General features: G+C 66.9%; 17 protein-coding genes. 8 read left to right on the top strand and 9 right to left on the bottom strand.

The genetic code is table 11. The features are described from left to right. Positions 1–137: 137 nt before the first annotated feature. Positions 138–1238, top strand: a complete 1101-nt coding sequence (locus Pla123a_RS06235; protein WP_231956341.1) for a hypothetical protein — start codon at positions 138–140, stop codon at positions 1236–1238. Positions 1239–1343: 105 nt separating this feature from the next. On the opposite strand, the gene Pla123a_RS06240 is transcribed toward Pla123a_RS06235, so the two are convergent. From Pla123a_RS06240 to Pla123a_RS06255, 4 genes are all read right to left on the bottom strand, one after another. After that, entirely contained in the window at positions 1344–2042 is a 699-nt protein-coding gene (locus tag Pla123a_RS06240) for a GNAT family N-acetyltransferase (RefSeq protein WP_146584950.1), read from the bottom strand. Further along, positions 2015–2587: a hypothetical protein gene (locus tag Pla123a_RS06245; protein WP_146584952.1), complete on the bottom strand. Its 573-nt coding sequence runs from the start codon at positions 2585–2587 to the stop codon at positions 2015–2017. The genes Pla123a_RS06240 and Pla123a_RS06245 overlap by 28 nt, the downstream gene beginning before the upstream one ends. Positions 2588–3327: 740 nt before the next feature. Next, positions 3328–3936 (bottom strand): DUF4254 domain-containing protein, encoded by a 609-nt coding sequence (locus Pla123a_RS06250; protein WP_146584954.1) that lies wholly within the window; start codon positions 3934–3936, stop codon positions 3328–3330. Positions 3937–4109: 173 nt separating this feature from the next. Beyond that, positions 4110–5117, bottom strand: coding sequence for an NAD-dependent epimerase/dehydratase family protein (locus tag Pla123a_RS06255; RefSeq protein WP_146584956.1), 1008 nt, complete (start codon positions 5115–5117; stop codon positions 4110–4112). Positions 5118–5240: 123 nt separating this feature from the next. Between Pla123a_RS06255 and Pla123a_RS06260 the strand changes: the two genes are divergently transcribed. Continuing rightward, a complete protein-coding gene (locus Pla123a_RS06260) occupies positions 5241–6371 on the top strand; it encodes an N-acetyltransferase (protein ID WP_146584958.1) in 1131 nt (376 codons plus the stop codon). A gap of 132 nt (positions 6372–6503) precedes the next feature. After that, on the top strand, positions 6504–6929 hold the full coding sequence (locus Pla123a_RS06265) for a ferritin-like domain-containing protein (RefSeq protein WP_146584960.1): 426 nt from the start codon (positions 6504–6506) through the stop codon (positions 6927–6929). A gap of 2 nt (positions 6930–6931) precedes the next feature. On the opposite strand, the gene Pla123a_RS06270 is transcribed toward Pla123a_RS06265, so the two are convergent. After that, positions 6932–8038, bottom strand: coding sequence for a GNAT family N-acetyltransferase (locus Pla123a_RS06270; RefSeq protein WP_197527731.1), 1107 nt, complete (start codon positions 8036–8038; stop codon positions 6932–6934). A 223-nt stretch (positions 8039–8261) separates the two neighbouring features. On the opposite strand from Pla123a_RS06270, the gene Pla123a_RS06275 reads away from it, so the two are divergent. Further along, positions 8262–9407 carry a hypothetical protein gene (locus Pla123a_RS06275; protein ID WP_146584964.1) on the top strand — a complete coding sequence of 382 codons (1146 nt, stop codon included), beginning with the start codon at positions 8262–8264 and terminating at the stop codon, positions 9405–9407. A 314-nt stretch (positions 9408–9721) separates the two neighbouring features. On the opposite strand, the gene Pla123a_RS06280 is transcribed toward Pla123a_RS06275, so the two are convergent. From Pla123a_RS06280 to Pla123a_RS06290, 3 genes are all read right to left on the bottom strand, one after another. Continuing rightward, complete coding sequence (locus tag Pla123a_RS06280; RefSeq protein WP_146584966.1) at positions 9722–11401, bottom strand: FAD-dependent oxidoreductase; 1680 nt, start codon at positions 11399–11401, stop codon at positions 9722–9724. Between the two features lie 396 nt (positions 11402–11797). Continuing rightward, complete coding sequence (locus Pla123a_RS06285; protein WP_146584968.1) at positions 11798–12325, bottom strand: rhodanese-like domain-containing protein; 528 nt, start codon at positions 12323–12325, stop codon at positions 11798–11800. Between the two features lie 69 nt (positions 12326–12394). After that, positions 12395–12724 carry an ArsR/SmtB family transcription factor gene (locus Pla123a_RS06290; RefSeq protein ID WP_146584970.1) on the bottom strand — a complete coding sequence of 110 codons (330 nt, stop codon included), beginning with the start codon at positions 12722–12724 and terminating at the stop codon, positions 12395–12397. Positions 12725–12973: 249 nt separating this feature from the next. Here Pla123a_RS06290 and Pla123a_RS06295 point away from each other — a divergent pair, with 249 nt between their 5' ends. From Pla123a_RS06295 to Pla123a_RS06310, 4 genes are all read left to right on the top strand, one after another. Continuing rightward, positions 12974–14020, top strand: coding sequence for an ROK family protein (locus tag Pla123a_RS06295; RefSeq protein ID WP_146584972.1), 1047 nt, complete (start codon positions 12974–12976; stop codon positions 14018–14020). A 247-nt stretch (positions 14021–14267) separates the two neighbouring features. After that, positions 14268–15164, top strand: a complete 897-nt coding sequence (locus Pla123a_RS06300) for a hypothetical protein (protein WP_146584974.1) — start codon at positions 14268–14270, stop codon at positions 15162–15164. 457 nt (positions 15165–15621) lie between these two features. Then, on the top strand, positions 15622–16041 hold the full coding sequence (locus Pla123a_RS06305) for a hypothetical protein (RefSeq protein WP_146584976.1): 420 nt from the start codon (positions 15622–15624) through the stop codon (positions 16039–16041). 11 nt (positions 16042–16052) lie between these two features. After that, positions 16053–16430, top strand: coding sequence for a hypothetical protein (locus Pla123a_RS06310; protein WP_146584978.1), 378 nt, complete (start codon positions 16053–16055; stop codon positions 16428–16430). On the opposite strand, the gene Pla123a_RS06315 is transcribed toward Pla123a_RS06310, so the two are convergent. Further along, positions 16400–17467, bottom strand: a complete 1068-nt coding sequence (locus Pla123a_RS06315; RefSeq protein WP_146584980.1) for a hypothetical protein — start codon at positions 17465–17467, stop codon at positions 16400–16402. The genes Pla123a_RS06310 and Pla123a_RS06315 overlap by 31 nt on opposite strands. Positions 17468–17579: the final 112 nt, after the last annotated feature.

Here is a 17579-nt window from a genome sequence, read left to right on the forward strand (position 1 = left end):
AGATCCGGATTAAGTTAAGACGACCCGCTCATCTTCAACCTAAATAGACTTCGGTTCCGAATACCGGTGATATCGCGATGCACAAACGCCGTGCATTCACTTCACGGACGACTCAACTAATTTGGGCGGAGCCTGACATGAGAATGAAACTTACGCCGAGCGCGGTGCTTATCGCCGCGTTCGCAATCCCGGGGGTGGGCCACGCGGCGGAGTCGTTCGGCCTGCGGTCCTTCATGACCGATGAGGTGCTCAACGAGTCTCTCGTTGAGGATCAGGCGGTCACGCCGGTTGACTACCGCTTGGTCGGCTGCGACAGCTGCGGCGACTCCGCCTGCGGCGAGCCCAGCTGTGGCTGCGACGATTCCTACGGCTGCGGCGACGTCTGCTGCGGCAGCACCTGCGGCGGCTGCGCCGAGCCGTGCATTCTGGTCACCACGCTGCTCGGTTGCTTCGAGGATAGCGACCACTGCTTCGACGACTGGATCAGCCCGATGACCAACCCGGTCTTCTTCGAGGACCCGCGGACGCTGACCGAGCTGCGTGGCATCTTCATCCAGCACAAGGTCCCCTCGACCGCCGGAGGCGGCGATGTGCAGCTGTACGCCGTGCAGATCCGCGCCGCGCTGACCGACCGCCTGTCGCTCATCGCGACCAAGGACGGCTACGCCGTATCGGACAACCCGCTGATCGCCGACGGCTGGGCCGACGTCGCCCTGGGCCTGAAGTACAACCTGGTCCGCGACACCTGCACCCAGACGCTGCTGAGCGCCGGCGCCGTGTACGAGATGCCGGTCGGCTCGACCCGCACCCTGCAGGGCAACGGCGACGGCGAGTTCCACCTGTTCCTCACCGGCGGCACCGAGATCTGCTGCGACTGGCATCTGATCAGCGCGTTGGGCCTCCGCCTGCCCGCTGACGACGACGCCGAGAGCACCAGCATGTACTGGTCCAACCACGTCGACTACCACTTCGGCAACGGCTTCTACGCCCTGGCCGAGTTCAACTGGTACCACTGGCTCGAGAGCGGCGCCGGCGGCGTTGCGGGCGTGTCGGGCGGCGACCTGTTCAACTTCGGCTCCACCGGGATCGCGGGCAACGACATCGTGACCGGCGCCTTCGGTGTGAAGTACAAGCCGAACCGCTACTACGAACTCGGCCTGGCGTGGGAGAACCCGCTGACCCAGCGTCGTGACGTGCTAGAGAACCGGCTGACCGCCGACCTCATCCTCCGGTACTAGGGGCCCACACCGGAGACACGGTCTCACGGCCGCGCCGCGTAGGGGGCGGCGGGCCAGAGACCAACGCCTTGCTTCGGAACGAAACGAACGCCCAAGGGGCGGAGCTCACGGTGAGCCCGCCCCTTGGGTTTTTTGCTGCGCGGCCGTAGTTCGTTGACGCCCGCCGCTGCTGTAGACCATCAGCAACGTTCCCCAGTGGCCGAACCTTAGTCGGTTCGAAAGGGACAAGGTTCTCCTCCGCACACCGAACCCAAGCCGACGTCCAAAGCGGACTGCGCTGCGGGTGCGCATGGTCTCCATGTAGAGCTGCGATTGACCGTGGGTTGGCAGAAGGTCGATGAGGGCGCCGACCAACGCTGTTGCGATCCCGCGTCGCCGGTAGGCGGCGTCGACGCAGAGTGTCTGCACGCAAAGCGATCCGTGCGGCGCGCCGATTACCGCCTGGGTCCAGTCGTTCCACAACGTCACGCACACGTTCAGGTCGTGTTCGCTGTGTTGTTCCAGTAGAGCGTCCCAGTCTGGGATGGCGCCGATAGCAATATCCCTGTTGACCCTGCCCAGTGACGCCACACCGGTCAGTTGGCCGTTGACAAACGCCCCGAGGCAGGCCAATACGTCATCACGGCCGCAGACGCTTGCAGTAATCGCGTCGCACAGCTCAAAGAAGTTCGGCTGCCGAGCCTGCAGGTAGACGCCGAAGGGATCAGGATTCCGCAAAGTCAACGCATCGGCGTCGGGCGCCTCGGCATCGCTCAGGCGGCGGATCTCACAGCCGTTCAAACCTGGGGTCCACTGCTGTGCCACAGCGAGTCCTCGGTGGTCAGGCCTTCGAGAGCCCGCGCAATCTCAGCAGAACGCTGCAGCGCCTCGTTGAGCGGCTCGGCCCACGGGCCGTGCTTGGCTCGGTCCCACGCGTCCCGGGCGGCGACGATGGCGGGGTCGTCGGCGGGGGCTAGCGGGTCGGCCGGCAGGCGGTCGTAGTAGGCCCGGAACACGGTGGTTGACGCGAAGAACGCCCGCATGCCGACCTGGTCGGCGAGGGCTGCTTGCAGGCGGAGCGCGGCGTGCTCGTGGACCTTGTCGGCCGGGTGGACGCCGCCGAGACCCCAGTCGGGCTGGCGCCAGCCGTCGGGGCCCTCGCACAGGGCGTGGCACGTTTCGTGGAGGATCATCTGCGCAAGCGAGTCGTCGGGGTCGAGGGTTTCGGGCGTGCCGATCGTCAGCACCCCGGCGCCGTCCCACGACGCGTTGACCTCGGCGCTGCGGACCACCTGCATGCCCAGCTTCCGCGCGGCGTGCAGCCACACCAAGTCGAGCGGGTCGGAGTAGGTCTTGGTGATCGTGCGCACAGGAGTCTGGGTAGATGTGGGGGGCGGAAAGCCCTCATTGTACCACCCTAGCTGGCGGCGGAAGCCGGTGGGTTTTGGGGTTAACGCCCCGCGGCCGATAGCGTCCCCATCGCCGCTCCGCCTTGCCAAACCGCCCATCAGCCGGCACGCGTTAGCGTCCGGTTCAAAGCGTGTGCAGCGGCGGGCCGTCCTAGCGGGGCCGAACCGGGGGCTAACGCCCCGCGGCTGATACGAGAGCCAATTGCCCGTTCTTCCCGTTTCTTTGTGGCGGGCGGCCTGCGAGCGCGGTCCAATAGAGTCGTGGGAGCGGTGCGTGCTGGGCGTACTACGCGCGCGGGGCCGCGCTGCGGCTTCCGCCGGAGGTTGCTGGGGCAGACATGCAGGGGGGAAAGCAGGGGGCGGTTCGCGCGGGGGTTTTGTCCCCTCCGCGCGATAAATCGGACTAAACCCGGCGGGGTGGTTCGCGACGGGCAACGCGTTTTAGACTGCTCTAGCAGGGTAAAACGCTCTCTGGCAGGGCCTGGTTAGGAGACGCGGAGTTTGGTGGCGGACAAAACCCCTGTGGCTGGCTTCCGCCGAGCCGTCGCCCGCCGGCTAGGGGCGGCGACCCAGTTGATGGGAGCCACGGAGTTCGAGGAAGACCCCACCAAAAAAGAACCCCGCACGAGTGCGGGGCCAGGGGGGAGATCGGTTGTCGCCGTAGCCGCAGCGCCCAAGTGAGGGCGGCCAACGGGCGGGGCTCAGCCTGCCTTGCGGTAGAGCTGCGGGTTGAGCGTGGGGTCGTTGTACATCTTCATCTGGCGGTAGACCTTCAGCAGCTTCTCGCCGGAGAAGACCTCGAGCAGCAGCTCGCTGAGCGAACGCGACAGGTCCGCGTGCTGCACGCCGCAGCGGCGGAGCTTCTCCTGCACCTTCGCGACGTGCAGGTCGTCGATATCGTCGCGGTCGAGCTCCTCGCGGAGGTGGTAGATCCGCAGCGTCATGATCGAGAGTCGGTCGACCGCGCTGCCGGGGGTTTCAGTGTTGAGCCGTGCGTCCGCGTTGGCGGTGACGCCGCCGGCGGTGATCATCTGGATGAAGGTCTCGTCGATCCGCTCAATCCAGTCGTTCCGCTGCTGGTTGAAGCCATCAATGGCGCGTTTGACTTCGGCGATGCGAGCGTCGGTCACGTCGGGGTTGCGGGCGATGTCCTCTTGGTGCCAGAGCTGGAAGTTGAACTGGTGCTGCTGGCAGACCACCGCCATCACGCCGGTGTAGGGGTTGTCGAGCGGCTGGCTGTGCCAGCGGGCGACCGCCTGGGCGTGGAGGTCGGCGACTTGGGAGACGAACGTGCGGGGATCGAACAGCATGGGGAATCCTTTCCCAGTTTGCCGGGCGTCAATGCTGGCGCCGAGGTAAGCCGGGCGCCGCCTGTGTGTTAAGGGCGGGGAGTGTATCTGAATCCGCCGCCGTGGTGCAAGGCGAGAATCGTGCCGGGGAGCGACACAATCCGCCTCGGCGTAAGCGGCTTGCGACTGCCTGCTTAGATCCAGCCCTCTTCGCGGTACCATTCGGCGGTCTCGTGGTAGCGTTCGGCGAGGGGTTTAGCGCAGCGGAAGCCGAGCTGCTCCTCTGCCTTCGCGACGCTGCAGACCCAGCCGGTGGCAGACGCCTCGCGGAGCTTGTCGAGGCCGAACAGGGTCGGCTTGCCGGTGACGCGGCCGATCAACTCGCCGGCGAGCGCGGGGATCAGGAAGGGGTACTTGCGGAGTTTGACCACCACTATGCGGACGCCCATCGCGTCGGCCGCCATCCGCCCGGCGTCGGCCCACGAGCTGACGGCGGGGTCGGCCGCGTAGTAGACGCCGTGGCCGGGGTCGTCGGCGCCGGCGGGGACACGTTCGCCACGCTCGACCGCCAACGCCATCGCGTCGGCCAGGTCGTCGGCGTGGACGAGCGACAGCGGCAGGCCCTTGCGTTGCGGCACCGGGTGCAGCCGGGAGTACTTGAGGCCGAGGAACAGGTTGAGCCCGTCGTGGTCGCCCGGGCCAAACACGACCGGCGGGCGGAGGATCGTCAGCGGGACGTCGGCCGCGAACCGGCGGGCCGCCTGTTCGCCTGCGAGCTTGCTGCGGCCGTACAACGAGATCGGCCGCGGCGCGTCGGATTCGCGGTGCGGCGCGGCGGGCGCCGAGGGCCCGGCCGCGGCGAGCGAGCTGACCGCCAGCACGACCGGCGGGGCGTCGCGGCGGGCGCAGGCCTCAAGCAGGTTGGCCGTGCCGGCCTCGTTGACGCTGAGGAAGCTGTCGAGGTTCTTGGCGTGGGTGCGGCCCGCCAGGTGGTAAACGTGCTCGACGCCGTCGATCGCGGCCGCCAGGCTGCCGGGGTCGGTGACGTCGCCGCGGACCAGCCGGGCGCCCAGCTGCTCGAGCCGCTGGGTCTTCGAGGCGGCCCGCACCAGGCAGGCCACGTCGTGGCCGGCGGACTGCAGACGCATGACCAGACGGGGACCAATAAACCCGCTGGCGCCGGTGACCAGGGCGGTTGGCATCGTCAAATTCCGTTGGGGTGCTGGGGGTGGATGGGCGAAGTCGTTAAACTCGCATCACCGGGCCCCGTTCGCAAGGTCGCCCGCGAACACAAGTCGCCTTTTGCATCCCCACCCGCCGGCCGCATGACCCAGATCGAAGTCGTCCCTGTCAGCTCGTCGAAGCAGCAGAAACAGTTCCTCAACCTGCCGTGGGCCATCAACAAGTCCGACCCCAACTGGATGCCCCCGCTGCGGCAGAACCAGAAGCTGTTGTGCGGCTTCGGCAAGCACCCGTTCTACGACAGCGCCGAGGCCCAGGCCTTCCTGGCGGTGCGCGGCGGCGAGCCGGTGGGCCGTTTGCTGGCGATCGTCAATCATGCGCACAACAACTTCCACGAGGACAAGCTCGGGTTCTTCGGCTTCTTCGAGAGCATCGACGACGCCGACGTCAGCAACGCGCTGTTCGACGCCGGCGCCGAGTGGCTCCGCGGCAAGGGGATGAACTCGGTCCGCGGCCCCGCCGACCCCTCGATCAACTACGAGTGGGGCCTGCTGATCGACGGCTACGAGACGCCCCCCTACTTCATGATGACCCACAACCTGCCGTACTACGGCCGGCTGTGGGACGCGTGGGGGTTCGCGAAGTCGCAGGACCTGTTTGCGTTCGGCGGCGACATCAGCATCCTCCACGGTCTTAAGGATCAGAAGAAGCTGATGCGGATGGACGAGACCGTCCGCGAGCGGTTCGGCATCACCGTCCGGCAGATGGACCCCAAGCGGTTCAACCAGGAGGTCGAGACCTTCCTCCGCATCTATAACGAGGCCCTGACCAACACCTGGGGCTACGTGCCGATGTCCCGCGCCGAGCTGCTGCACATGGCCAAGGACCTCAAGCACCTGATCGTGCCGGAGCTGGCGATCGTGGCGGAAGTCGAGGGCGAGCCGATCGGCGTGATGTTCGGACTGCTGGACTACAACCCGCGGATCAAGAAGATCGACGGCAAGCTGTTCCCGTTCGGCTTCATGCGGCTGCTGTACAACAAACGCGCGATCAAGCGGATCCGCGTCGTGAGCACCAACGTGCTGCCGAAGTACCAGGGCTGGGGCGTCGGGCTCGTGCTGGCGCTCGGAATGGTCTACCCGGGGCTGGAGTACGGCTTGGAAGAGTGCGAGTTCTCCTGGGTCCTCGAGACCAACGACCTCTCACGCAAGACGCTGGAGAAGGGCGGGGCGCCGAAGTACAAGACCTACCGCGTGTACGACCGCGCCCTGTGACACGACCCGCAATGCGTGGTGTGCATGCCCGGTATGCGTGGGGCGAAGGTAGTCAGCCTTTCAATGAGCGCTAGAATGCAGATGGAAAGACGTAATTCATCACCGGACGAACTAGAGGGCGAGGAGAACAAAGTGGACAAGGAAACCCTGATCAAGAACCTGAATGACGACTTGTCGAATGAGCTTGGAGCGATCATTCAGTACATCACCTACGCTGCCAAGGCGACTGGCCCGTACCGGCCGCAGCTGGCGAGCTTCTTCCTAGCCGAGGTGACCGACGAGCAGGGCCACGCCCAGTTCTTGGCGAACAAAATCGTCGCGCTCGGCGGCGAGCCCTGCACGACACCGGTCAAAGTCCCGGCAGCAGGCAGCAACCGGGCCATGCTCGAGGCAGTTCTGGAAGCCGAGAACAAGGCCGTCGCCGGCTACACGACGCGGGCCAAAGAGGCCGACGAGTTCGGCGACAAGGGCCTTGCCGTGCAGCTCGAGGACATGGTCCGCGACGAGAGCGGCCACTCCGAAGAGACCGAGCGGATCCTCCGCGACTGGCCCCTGTAGGGCTATGCCGACCGACGCTCGCGGCGGATCCAGTGGCCCAGGCGGATCGCCTGCGACCGCCAAGACGCCGGCGAGCTGTAGGTCAGTGTGTGGGTAGTCCGCACGGCGGTCCGCAGCCGCCGCTTAAAGGCTTGGCTGCCGGGGCCGAGGTCGATCTGGGCGTCGCCACGGTCGCAGCTGTCGCGGATCAGCATGCCGAGCAACGCCATCCCAGCGCCCTTGGGAGCGCTCTCGGGGTTGTACCCCATCCGCAGCCCAAGCACCCGCCCGCGGCAAACGTAGTTGTAGTTGAACGCGACCGCCAAGTCGCCGACGAACAGCAGGTTCATGTCGAGCATCCCGAGTCGGGCCGCGGCGGCGTGCGTGTCACGGAAGTAGTCCTCGTAGGCCGTGTGGCAGAGCGTGTTGCCGTCGGTCGAGTTGGCCTGCCAGCTGTGGCGGGCAATCTCTTGGCAACGCTCAAACAGGTCCCAGTTGGGCGACCCATCGCCGCCAGCGGCGGGCGCCGGGCGGTGACGCAGGTGACGGGCCGCCGGGAGCTCGGCGACGCGGCTCACGTGCCGGCGGAGCTCGTGGCGGAACTTGGTCGAGCGCGACTCGAGGTAATCTTCGTAGTCGCCGGGCAGGTCGATCAGCGACGACGCGTCGCCAGGCTCGAGGGCGGGCCGCAGGCCGGCCAGCTGCATGGCCCGCTGCGAGCGGCCGCGGTCGGTCGACTCGTGGGCCACCCACTGCAGCTCGATCCGGTCCCAGTCCCGCGGGGTCTGGGCGATGTGCTTCATCGCCATCGCCAGCGTGGCCGCCGGGTTGGCGCCGATCGGCCCGAAGACGCTCCCCCAGTTGTCGAGCGGGTAGCAGAGGGTCCGAACCGTTCCGACCGTGTGCCGCTGACGCTGCACGCAGAGCGGGACAATCCCGATGACCTGCCCGCCGGCCCGCACCACCAGCACGCGTAGCTTCTTGTCCTCGCCGAAGTGCTGCCAGTAGATGCAGAGCCAATCGTAGGTCTGGAAGAAGGTGGCCCTGGGCGTCTCGGCGAAGAGGGCGTTCCAGGCCATGCGGTAGGCGCCGAGGGATTGGAGGTCGTTGATCTCGATCACTTCTGCCATGGAACGCCGTCGGGTTGAGTGCCTGCCGTGGGGTGCGATACCCGATGCTTTGCAGCCGGTGTGCCAATCCGGCCGGTTGCGGGCATCCTCGACCGTCTGCAGCGGTTGCGCGGCTGTTTTGCCGCGGTGGCTGTTGCAAGGCGGCCTCAGTGCCCACAATGGGGTGTCGCTCTTCTGCACCATGTTTCGCAAAGTCACCTCGTGATCGGGCTTCGGCTGTCTGATGGAAACCGACCTCACTACCAAGCTCATCGAGCAGCTCCACGCCGCGGACGACCAGTTCGTGTTGGCGGTTACCGGCGGCGGCAGCGCGGCCATCAGCCGCCTGCTCGCCGTGCCCGGCGCCTCGCGGACGCTGTTGTCGGCTAGCGTTCCGTACTCGGTCGAGGCCCTGCAGGACTACCTCCGCGACTGGGACGAGCCCGCCGCCTGCACCGAGCAAACCGCCCGGCGGATGGCGGTCGAGGCCTTCGACCTGGCGTCCGGCCTGGTGGACCCCGATCAGCGTGTGCACGGTGTTGGCTGCACGGCGAGCCTCGCCTCGGACCGCGCGAAGCGGGGTCCCCACCGTGTGCACGTCGCGGTGCAGGCCGCCGACCGCACCGCCTGCTACTCACTCCAGCTCGACAAGGGCGCCCGCTCGCGCCCGGACGAGGAGTTGGTCGCCGCCGCGCTGGTCCTCGACGCGATGGCCGAGGCCGCCGGCATCCCCCACGCCCTCACTACGCCGCTGCTGAGGCCCGGCGAGGAGGTCTGCCGCGTCGTGCAGCAGGCCCCGCCGGAGTGGCCGCGGCTCGGGACCGATGTCGCCTGGCGGCACGGCATGGGCCGCGACGGCGAGGCCGCCACGCCCGCCCCGCCGATTGTGTTCCCCGGCGCATTCAACCCGCTGCACGACGGCCACCTGGCGATGGCCGCCGCGGCCGAGGAGTTGCTCGGCCAACCGGTCGTGTTCGAACTCTCCATGGAAAACGTCGACAAGCCGCCGCTCGACTTTGTCGAGGTCGCCCGCCGCGTCGAGCGGTTCGGCGAGCGGCCCTACCTCATCACCCTTGCGCCGACCTTCGTCGAGAAGGCCACCCTGCTGCCTGGCTGTACGTTTGTCGTTGGCATCGACACCCTCATCCGTATCGCGGACGAGGACTACTACGACGAGAGCGAGGCCCTCCGCGACGAGGCGATCGACCACATCGCCGACGCCGGCTGCCGCTTCCTGGTGTTCGGCCGGGCGTTCGACGGCGAGTTCATTGCGCTGGACGACCTCGGACTGCCGCAGGCGTTGACCGACCTCTGCACGGGTGTGCCCGAGAACAAATTCCGCGTGGACCTCTCGTCGACCGAGCTCCGCGAGGCCGAAGCCGACGAGTAGCCCCCGGTCTTGGTTTTGTCCCCCCTGTTGTTTTGTCCGAATAATCGAGCGGAGGGGACAAAACCCCGGCCGCAGTTCGTCCTAGGCAGCGGTAGACGCTTCTATAACAGGTTGGATCTGCCTAACAGGGAAGTCCCCGGAAGGGTTTTGTCAGACGAGGTTCGCTAGCAGCAGCCGGCTCCTTCGCAGCGGCTGAACAATTCAATCCGCGCAGCCGCTCTCCCAGCCCACCCCGCCAGGGGTGGGACCGCACACTCCAACAGTCCCACCCCTGGCGGGGTGGGCTGGTTTTCTTCTGGTGACCGGTGGCGTGGCTACGGCGCCGACACGGGCAGGCTACCGACTGCCTGCTGGCGGTGCTCGTGGGTCGTCATGCCGCCGCTGAGGTTGGCGGTCTCGTAGCCGAGCTGGTTGAGCAGGCGGGTCGCCATGTAGCCGCGTTGGCCGACCTTGCAGTAGGCCAGGATCTTCTGGTCTTTGGGCAGCTCGCCGTGCCGCTCACGCAGCTCCTCGAGCGGGATGTTGACCGCGCCATCGATCGCGCCGGCCGCGTGTTCGCCCGGCGTGCGGACGTCAAGCACTAGGCAGTTGTCGGCCGCGTGGCAGTGGAGGACCGGCTGGTCGCCCCGCAGCACGCCGGCGGCGGCAAAGCCCGCCATGTTGACCGGGTCCTTGGCCGACCCGTACTGCGGCGCGTAGCAGAGCTCGGCCTCCTCCAGGTCGTAGACGGTCATCTTGCCCTGGATCGCCATGGCGATGACGTCGATCCGCTTGTCGACGCCGTCGCCGCCGATTGCCTGGGCGCCGAGCACGCGGCCGTCCCGCGGCGAGAACAGCAGCTTGAGCGTCATGCCCTGGGCGCCGGGGTAGTAGCCGGCGTGGTGGGCCGGGTGGATGTAGACCTTCTCGCAGGGGATCGCCAACCGCTCGCACGCCTTCTCGCTCAGGCCGGTCATCGCGGCGGTCATGTCGAACACGCCGACCACCGCCGTGCCCTGGGTGCCGCGGTAGGTCGAGTCGCGGCCAAAGATGTGGTCGGCGGCGATGCGGCCCTGGCGGTTGGCCGGGCCGGCCAGCGGGATTTGGGTCGGCTCGCCGGTGATCGCGTCGGTGGTCTCGACCGCGTCGCCGACGGCGTAGATGTCGGGGTCCGTGGTCTGCATGGTCGGCGCGACCTTGATGCCGCCGCGGGGGCCAACTTCGAGGCCGGCGTCGACAGCCAGCTGGTTCTCGGGCTTCACGCCAATGCTCAGCACCACCATGTCGGCCGGCAGGTCCGCGCCGGAGCCGAGGCGCACCACCAGCCCGCCGCCCGACTCCGCAAACGATTCGGCCGAGTCGCCCAGGATGAGCTCGACGCCCTTCGACTTGAGGTGCTCGGCCACGGGCGCGGCCATCTCGGCGTCCCACGGGGTGAGGATCTGCGTGTTGCGTTCGACGACGGTGGTCTTGATGCCGCGGTGCACCAGGTTCTCGGCCATCTCCAGGCCGATGAAGCCGCCCCCGATGATCACCGCCTGCTTGGCGCCGTGAGCGGCGGCCAGCAGCCGGTCGGCGTCGTCCAGGTTGCGGAGCGTGTAGATGCCGGGCAGGTCGATGCCGGGCAGCGGCGGGCGGAGCGGCGCGGCGCCCGGCGCCAGGATCAGCTTGTCGTACGACTCGGTGTAGACCTTGCCCGTGGTCAGGTCGCGGACCTCGACCTGCTTCTTCTCACGGTCGATCTTCTCGACCGACTGCCGCACCCGCACGTCTAGGCGGTACCGCTGCTGCAGCCGCTCGATCGGGCTGACCAGCAGCTTGTCGCGGGTAGCGATCTGGCCGCCGACGTAGTAGGGCATGCCACAGTTGGCGAATGAGGGGTCATTGCCGCGCTCCAGCACCACAATCTCGGAGGCCTCGCTGAGCCGCCGCGCCCGCGCCGCAGCACTGGCGCCGCCAGCGACCCCCCCCACGATGACAATTTTTTTGACCGGGTCGGTGCTCGATGCAGACATGGGGTTCCTCCCTCAGTGGCAGTGGATGAGTCGAACGGTTGTGTTGCTGTTTGCGGCAGGTTGGTCGACCAGGGCGGGTGGAAGTGTCGCCGTACTTTTGTCCCTAATTAGCCCATCGATTTATAGGGACAAGAGTCGGGCCGTTCACTCGCCCTCGGTGACGTTTCGAGCCTGCGATAGCAGTCTGTTCTCAATGCAGTGTTCTCTCAGGGGGGCGACTTTTGTCCGCTTGTGCGCGTCGCAGGGACAGAAGTCGCGGCGAGTAGGAGGCGGCCGCCGCTGCCCGCGGGCAACGACGGCCACCCCCTAGTATCCCGCTGAAGGTGGCTCTTTTCTACGACGAAGTTGATCGGTTTGGGGGGCGTGCTAGGGAGCGGGACCAGGCCCGTTGCCCGGCTAAGTGCTGCAGGAACCACATCCCTGGTTCCACGGCATCTTCGCCAGCATCATCCCCATGCCGCAGGTGTCGGTGACGCCGGCAAACACCAGGCCCGACCCGACAAACGCCGGCAGCGCCAGCCAGTACGGGTGGACGAAAAAGCCGAGCGCCGTGCCGGCGACGACGAGGGCGCCGGCCGCGATCCGGACCTGACGCTCGAGCGACATCACCTTCTGGCCGCGATTCACCGGCAGGCCGGCCTGCACGCAGGCCTCGGTGCCGCCCGCCACGTTCACCACGTTGGTCATGCCGGCGGCCTCGAACTTCTTGCAGGCGGTCTGTCCGCGGCTGCCGCTGCGGCACACGAAGTAGATCGTCTGGTCGTCCGCGTGGTTGGCGGGGTCGATGCGGTCGAGCGGCACGTTCTGGGCGCCGTCGACGTGCACCTCCTGGAACTCGGCCGGCGTGCGGACGTCGATCAGCTTGACCGACTCGCCGCTGGCGAGCTTGGACTTCAGTTCACCGGGCTGGATGGTTTCGGGCATGGTCTGCTCCTTGGGTCGAAATGTCGCAACGTAACGACAATTGTGGGTAAATAAGACAGCCGCCGCGATCTATTGCACGCCGAAGCGGGTCTCGATGCACTGCATAATACTGGCCAGGTGGTCCTCGGCGACTTGGTAGAAGACGCGTCGGCCCTCCTTGCGGCTGGAGAGCAGGCCGCACCGCTGCATCAGCCGCAAGTGCTCGCTCGCCATGTGGCTCTGTATGTCGCACGCCTCGGCCAGCTCGCCGACCGTAAAATCCCTCTGCAGCAGCATCTGCACGATCCGCAGGCGGTGCGGGTGCGCCAGCGTCCGCAGGCACTCGGCGGCGTTGCCGAGGGCTTCGAGGTCGGTCAGGCGGACCTTCTTGGTGCGGCTGCGGGTGTTGGAGTTGGTCATGGGTCGGGTTCGGTTGGTGCTGCTACTTAAATATATCGCAATGTGGCGATATGTCAATCCAACGTTTCTGCGAAGATTCCGCGGGCGGAGCGGATCGCCGGCCCGCTAGGGGGCCCTGCCATGGCTCAGGCACGCCAGCGGCAGAACTCCCCGGGGCCCAAACCGGCTGGAAAAAGGCGGCTCTCACCAGTTTAGTTATGGGCCGACTCGGGTATATTGCGGGCCTCTGTTTGCAAACCGCCCGCCCGCATGAGCACGATGGCCTCCGACAGCGACCTCTCCAACATCCCGCCCAGCACCGCCACCCGCACCCGCTACTACGCGGGGATCGATATTGGCGGCACCAACATCAAGCTCGGCATCCTCGACGACCTCGGCAATCGGATCGCGTACCGCTCGATCCCGACCCAGCAGGAGGGCGGCCCCGCCGCGGCTGCCGAGCGGTCGGCCAAGGCGATCAGCGAGATGGCGTCCGAGGCCCGCATCTCGGAGATCCGCCGCGTCGGGCTCGCCACGCCGGGCCCGATGGACCTGCAGTCCGGCATGCTGATCTGCCCGGGCAACCTGCCGGCTTGGCACAACACACCGATCCGCGACTTGTTCTCCAAGGCGACCGGCGTGCCGGTTACCTACGCCAACGACGCCAACGCGGCGGCGTGGGGCGAGTACTGGCGCGGCGCCGGCGCCGAGTACGCCAGCATGGTGATGCTGACGCTGGGGACCGGCGTCGGCGGCGGCATCGTGCTCAACGAGCAGCTGGTCGAGGGGCAGCACAGCTGCGGCGCCGAGATCGGCCACATCATCATCGACGCGTCGGATGATGCGCCGATCAACAGCCTGGGGATCCGCGGCTCGCTGGAGGGCTACTGCGGCGCCTACGGCGTGGTCGGTCAGGCCGAGCGGCTGCTGGAGGACAAGAGTGTCGAGACCTCGCTGCGGGCCAAGGCGGCCGCCGGCGACCTGACGCCGAAGGTCGTCGCCATCGAGGCCGACGCCGGCGACGCCGCGGCGCTCAGCATCGTGATGAACACCGCCAAGCTGCTGGCGATCGGCGTCGTGACCTGCGCCCACATGGTCGACCCGAACAGCGTGGTGATCGGCGGCGGCCTGAACTTCGGCGGCGCCGGCACGCCGCTGGGCGACAAGTTCATCGAAGAAGTCCGCGCGCAGACCCGCTGCCGCCTGATCCCGACGCTCCGCGACAAGCTGCACATCGACTTCGCCCTCTTGGGCGGCGACGCCGGCTTCACCGGCGCCGCGGGCCTCGCGCGGCGGGACGACCGCCAGGCGGGGTAGTTCGGGCAGGGCTAGGAGGTCAATCGCCCGCGGATCGTCAAACAAACGGCAATAGGCACTCTCATCGGCGCCAACCATGCGACCTTATCGCCACGTGATCATCTGGTGTTTTTCTGGGTCGCATTCGCTTGCGTTTGAGGTCGATTTGCGGGCAAGCTGAATAGCTTGCGTTGAGGACCGCGGGTGGGAAATTATAGCGTCCAGGCATTGGTGCGCGTGGTCCTGTCTAGTCTTTGGAGAGCAAGCGATGCGAATACTTCGTCACCTCACAGCAAACGATGTGCGGCTCGAGCCGTTCCCATTCAAGCGGGAGCTCTCGATGGAGGCCTACCTTATCGAGAACGAAAGTGTTCTAGCACTCGATGATGAAATATTCACGAACGTTGAGATCGTTGATGCCGAGATGCCTCTCAAGGAGGGACGAAAAGGAAAAGACACGGATGGGCGGATAGACATCCTCGCCACCTACTCTCAAGAATACGTGGCCGTAATTGAACTCAAGCTAGGAGAGCTGGGGACGGAACATCTTGAGCAGTTGGAGGACTACTTGTTGCAACGAGAGCAGGTGCTTCAACGCAATCCGGAGATCCTAGCAGCCGAACCCGGCGCCGCTACGAAATGGATCGGAGTGCTGATCGGAGCGTCTGTGCAATCCGACCTTGCGCAGCGAATAGCACAAGGCTACGTAACAAGTGAAGGGATTCCAATCGCGGCGCTCGCAGTGCAGCGATTCCGCGGTTCTGACGGCAGCGTGTTGGTGACGACCGACAGCTACTTCAAACATCCGAACAGCAAAGACACCACGCTCTATGGATTTGATGGCAATCACTGGGGGAAGGGGCGTTTGGTTCTTGCCGTAGTAAAGCACTACGTCCAGCGCAACCCGGAGGCCACGTTCGCCGACCTTGAGAAAGCGTTTCCGAAGGATTGTCAGGGATCGAGCGGCGTCTTTGTGACTGCTGAGGAAGCCAATCAGATCTATGTACGTGGAGGTAGGAAGCGGCACTTCGTGGACGCGAAGGATCTTGTCGCTTTAGACGACGCGGTGGTCGCGGTAAGCAATCAATGGGGCGTTGGCAATATCGATCGATTCAGAGCGCGAGCGAACGAGCTAGGCTACCATTCCAGTCCGGTGGACGGCTAGTCGATCCGCCGCTCATTCCAGTGGCAGGCTCAATCTTTTGTCTCTGGATCAGGATCCGCTGTCGGCGTCCCAGCTACGCAACAAGCCCAGACGGCATGCGCCGGCTGGGCTTGTTTCTTGCGCTGAACGCTCGCCGCTACTTGTTCTTCTTGGCCTGCTTGGCGGCCCGCTTCTCCTTGGGGGTCAGCACGGCCTTCTTCTGGGCTTCGCGTTTGCCCTTGTCCTTACTCCCTTTGTCGCCCACAGTCGTTCTCCCTAATGGCGGTAAGCCAGCTGAGCTGGCGGCGGCGGCCGGACGCGGGCATTGGCAGTCGCCAATAAACTCCCGTTCCGGAACAGCCCGCCGAGAAATTGTACCCATTCGGCGGTCCGGCGTCGCGCCGCGGGATAGCGCACTTGTTACAATTGGACCGAGCAGCGGCCGTGAGCGCCGCATCGGCAAGCGAGACTCTGAGGTGTGAACGCCGCCATGAGCCGCGACAACCGTATCGCCGTTGATTGCAGCAACTGCGGCCAGGTGTACCAGGTGATGCCGCCGCAGGCGGACCTGCGGGCGCAGTGCCGCCGGTGTGGCACGGTGTTTGTCATCCCGGCCACCGCCGCGGCGCGTCCGGGGGGCGGGCGCCCTGTCCGGCGTCCGTCGGAAGAAGGGCGGGCCGCCGACGCCCTGGCGGTTTTGCCGCTAGTGGCCGCGGGTGGGGGTGTGCTCGGCATGCGCTCGCTGCGGGTGGAGGATCAGCAGGCGGCGCCGAGCGAGGCGATGCCGCGTAGCAGGGTGGCGCGGCTGTCGAAACCCCGCGGAGAGCAGCGATTTGCCTCTTTATCACCACGCCGGGACGCGGCTCCCGCCGCCGCTCTTGACCTGCGATTCGCGTGAGGGCCCTCAAAATGGACGCCGATTCTGAACAAGCCGTCGAGTGCGGCGGTTGTGGGCGGGTCTACCATGTACGGCCCGCGACCGAGGTGCGGCGGGCCCAGTGCGCCCGCTGTGGCGGCCACTTCGAAATCCCTCTTCAGCGGGTCATCAAGCCGGCTAGCCGGCGTCCCCCGCAGCGCCGCCAGTCGGCCATGGACCATCGGACGATGGCGGCCGCCGCGAGCCGGATCGCCGCCAGGCAGCACCCGCTGCAGTACCGTGTGAGCAACGGCTGGTGGCTGGCGGTGATCCTGGTAATCGCGGCCGTGGCCGCGTTGGCGGTGTTTCACCCGCGGGACGAATTGCCGCAGTCGACTCCCTACCGTCCGCCGCCGGCGAATCTCGAGTAGCGCCCGCCCGACGCCGCTATCGCCGTTCGTTGGCGCTGTTCGTTGGCGCCGGAGTCGGCGACCTCTACCTCGGCGGCGTCCTGGTCGGCGTAGGTCAGCAGCGACCACGCCTTGCGCATCACGCCGGGGGCCGAGACGTAGTCGCACAGGTCGTGGCTCCGCCCGACCGAGCTGGTGACGTTGATCAGCCGGACCCGTTGGGCGCGTTCGCGGTCGAGGCAGGTTGGGCCGGCGTAGCCCATCGCCTGGGGGTCGTAGTTGCGGCCGAGCAGTTCGAAGTACTTCATCGCCGGGTCGCGGTTGTTGATGGTCATGATCAGCTTGTCGGTGGCGTCCATCGCGTCGCCGTGGCGGCGTCCGCGGCCGAGCCAGTCGGCGTCAAACGCGGCCGCCAGGTAGAACGCACGGGCCGAGCGGGGGGGGCCAGAGAGCTCGCCGGAGCCGAGCTCCTGCAGCGCGCCGCTGCTGACGCGGGCGCCGTAGCTGTAGCCGAGCAGCCCGAACCGGGACTCGGCGGGCAGCGTGCTGAGCACGTAGCCCAGCTGCTTGCCGACCGGGCCGGTGCGGGCGGCCTTCTCGCGGAAGTCACGCAGCGGGCCCTTGATCTCATCGGCGCACCACGACCAGATGAGGAAGCGGATGGGGCGGTCGTCGCAGGCAGAGCGGACGAGTCGGCCGTAGACGTACAGGCCGCGGGCGCGGGTCTCGCCCCAGGAGATCTTGTTGCCGTGGGTGAAGACGATGGTCGGCATGGTCGCGTCGGCCGCGGCGACCACCGAGCGCCACGGTGTGGTTTTCCACTCGCGGCGTCCGTCGGCGTCGAGGTCGGCGAGCTGCTCGGCGTGCAGCCCTGCTTCGATTCGGGCGTGGTCGGTGCTGCAGCCGATTGGCCGCGAGCTGATCAGCACGACCTGGTCCTGGGGCCGCACACGGACGCAACCCTCGCCCGGGCAGTTGGTCGCGGCGCACGCCTGGGGCGCAAGCAGCAACGCCAGCGCGGCGAGCGACCATCCCCAGGCAACGGGGAGGGGGCGCACGTCGTTGACGGTTCGTCGGCGTGGGGGCTCGGCCAGCGGCATCATCAAGGGGCGGGGAAGCAGGGGGCGGGACGTCGGGGGCAAGCCACAGCCGACACATCAATCGCTTCGT

Origin of the sequence: Posidoniimonas polymericola, assembly GCF_007859935.1 — a bacterium.
Classification (GTDB): domain Bacteria; phylum Planctomycetota; class Planctomycetia; order Pirellulales; family Lacipirellulaceae; genus Posidoniimonas; species Posidoniimonas polymericola.

What these genes read in the sequence shown, in the direction of transcription:
- Pla123a_RS06235 (WP_231956341.1), top strand. Translation starts at nt 138, where the DNA reads ATGAGAATGAAACTTACGCCGAGCGCGGTGCTTATCGCCGCGTTCGCA.
- Pla123a_RS06250 (WP_146584954.1), bottom strand. Translation starts at nt 3,936, where the DNA reads ATGCTGTTCGATCCCCGCACGTTCGTCTCCCAAGTCGCCGACCTCCAC.
- Pla123a_RS06255 (WP_146584956.1), bottom strand. Translation starts at nt 5,117, where the DNA reads ATGCCAACCGCCCTGGTCACCGGCGCCAGCGGGTTTATTGGTCCCCGT.
- Pla123a_RS06260 (WP_146584958.1), top strand. Translation starts at nt 5,241, where the DNA reads ATGACCCAGATCGAAGTCGTCCCTGTCAGCTCGTCGAAGCAGCAGAAA.
- Pla123a_RS06270 (WP_197527731.1), bottom strand. Translation starts at nt 8,038, where the DNA reads ATGGCAGAAGTGATCGAGATCAACGACCTCCAATCCCTCGGCGCCTAC.
- Pla123a_RS06275 (WP_146584964.1), top strand. Translation starts at nt 8,262, where the DNA reads ATGGAAACCGACCTCACTACCAAGCTCATCGAGCAGCTCCACGCCGCG.
- Pla123a_RS06280 (WP_146584966.1), bottom strand. Translation starts at nt 11,401, where the DNA reads ATGTCTGCATCGAGCACCGACCCGGTCAAAAAAATTGTCATCGTGGGG.
- Pla123a_RS06285 (WP_146584968.1), bottom strand. Translation starts at nt 12,325, where the DNA reads ATGCCCGAAACCATCCAGCCCGGTGAACTGAAGTCCAAGCTCGCCAGC.
- Pla123a_RS06290 (WP_146584970.1), bottom strand. Translation starts at nt 12,724, where the DNA reads ATGACCAACTCCAACACCCGCAGCCGCACCAAGAAGGTCCGCCTGACC.
- Pla123a_RS06295 (WP_146584972.1), top strand. Translation starts at nt 12,974, where the DNA reads ATGAGCACGATGGCCTCCGACAGCGACCTCTCCAACATCCCGCCCAGC.
- Pla123a_RS06300 (WP_146584974.1), top strand. Translation starts at nt 14,268, where the DNA reads ATGCGAATACTTCGTCACCTCACAGCAAACGATGTGCGGCTCGAGCCG.
- Pla123a_RS06310 (WP_146584978.1), top strand. Translation starts at nt 16,053, where the DNA reads ATGGACGCCGATTCTGAACAAGCCGTCGAGTGCGGCGGTTGTGGGCGG.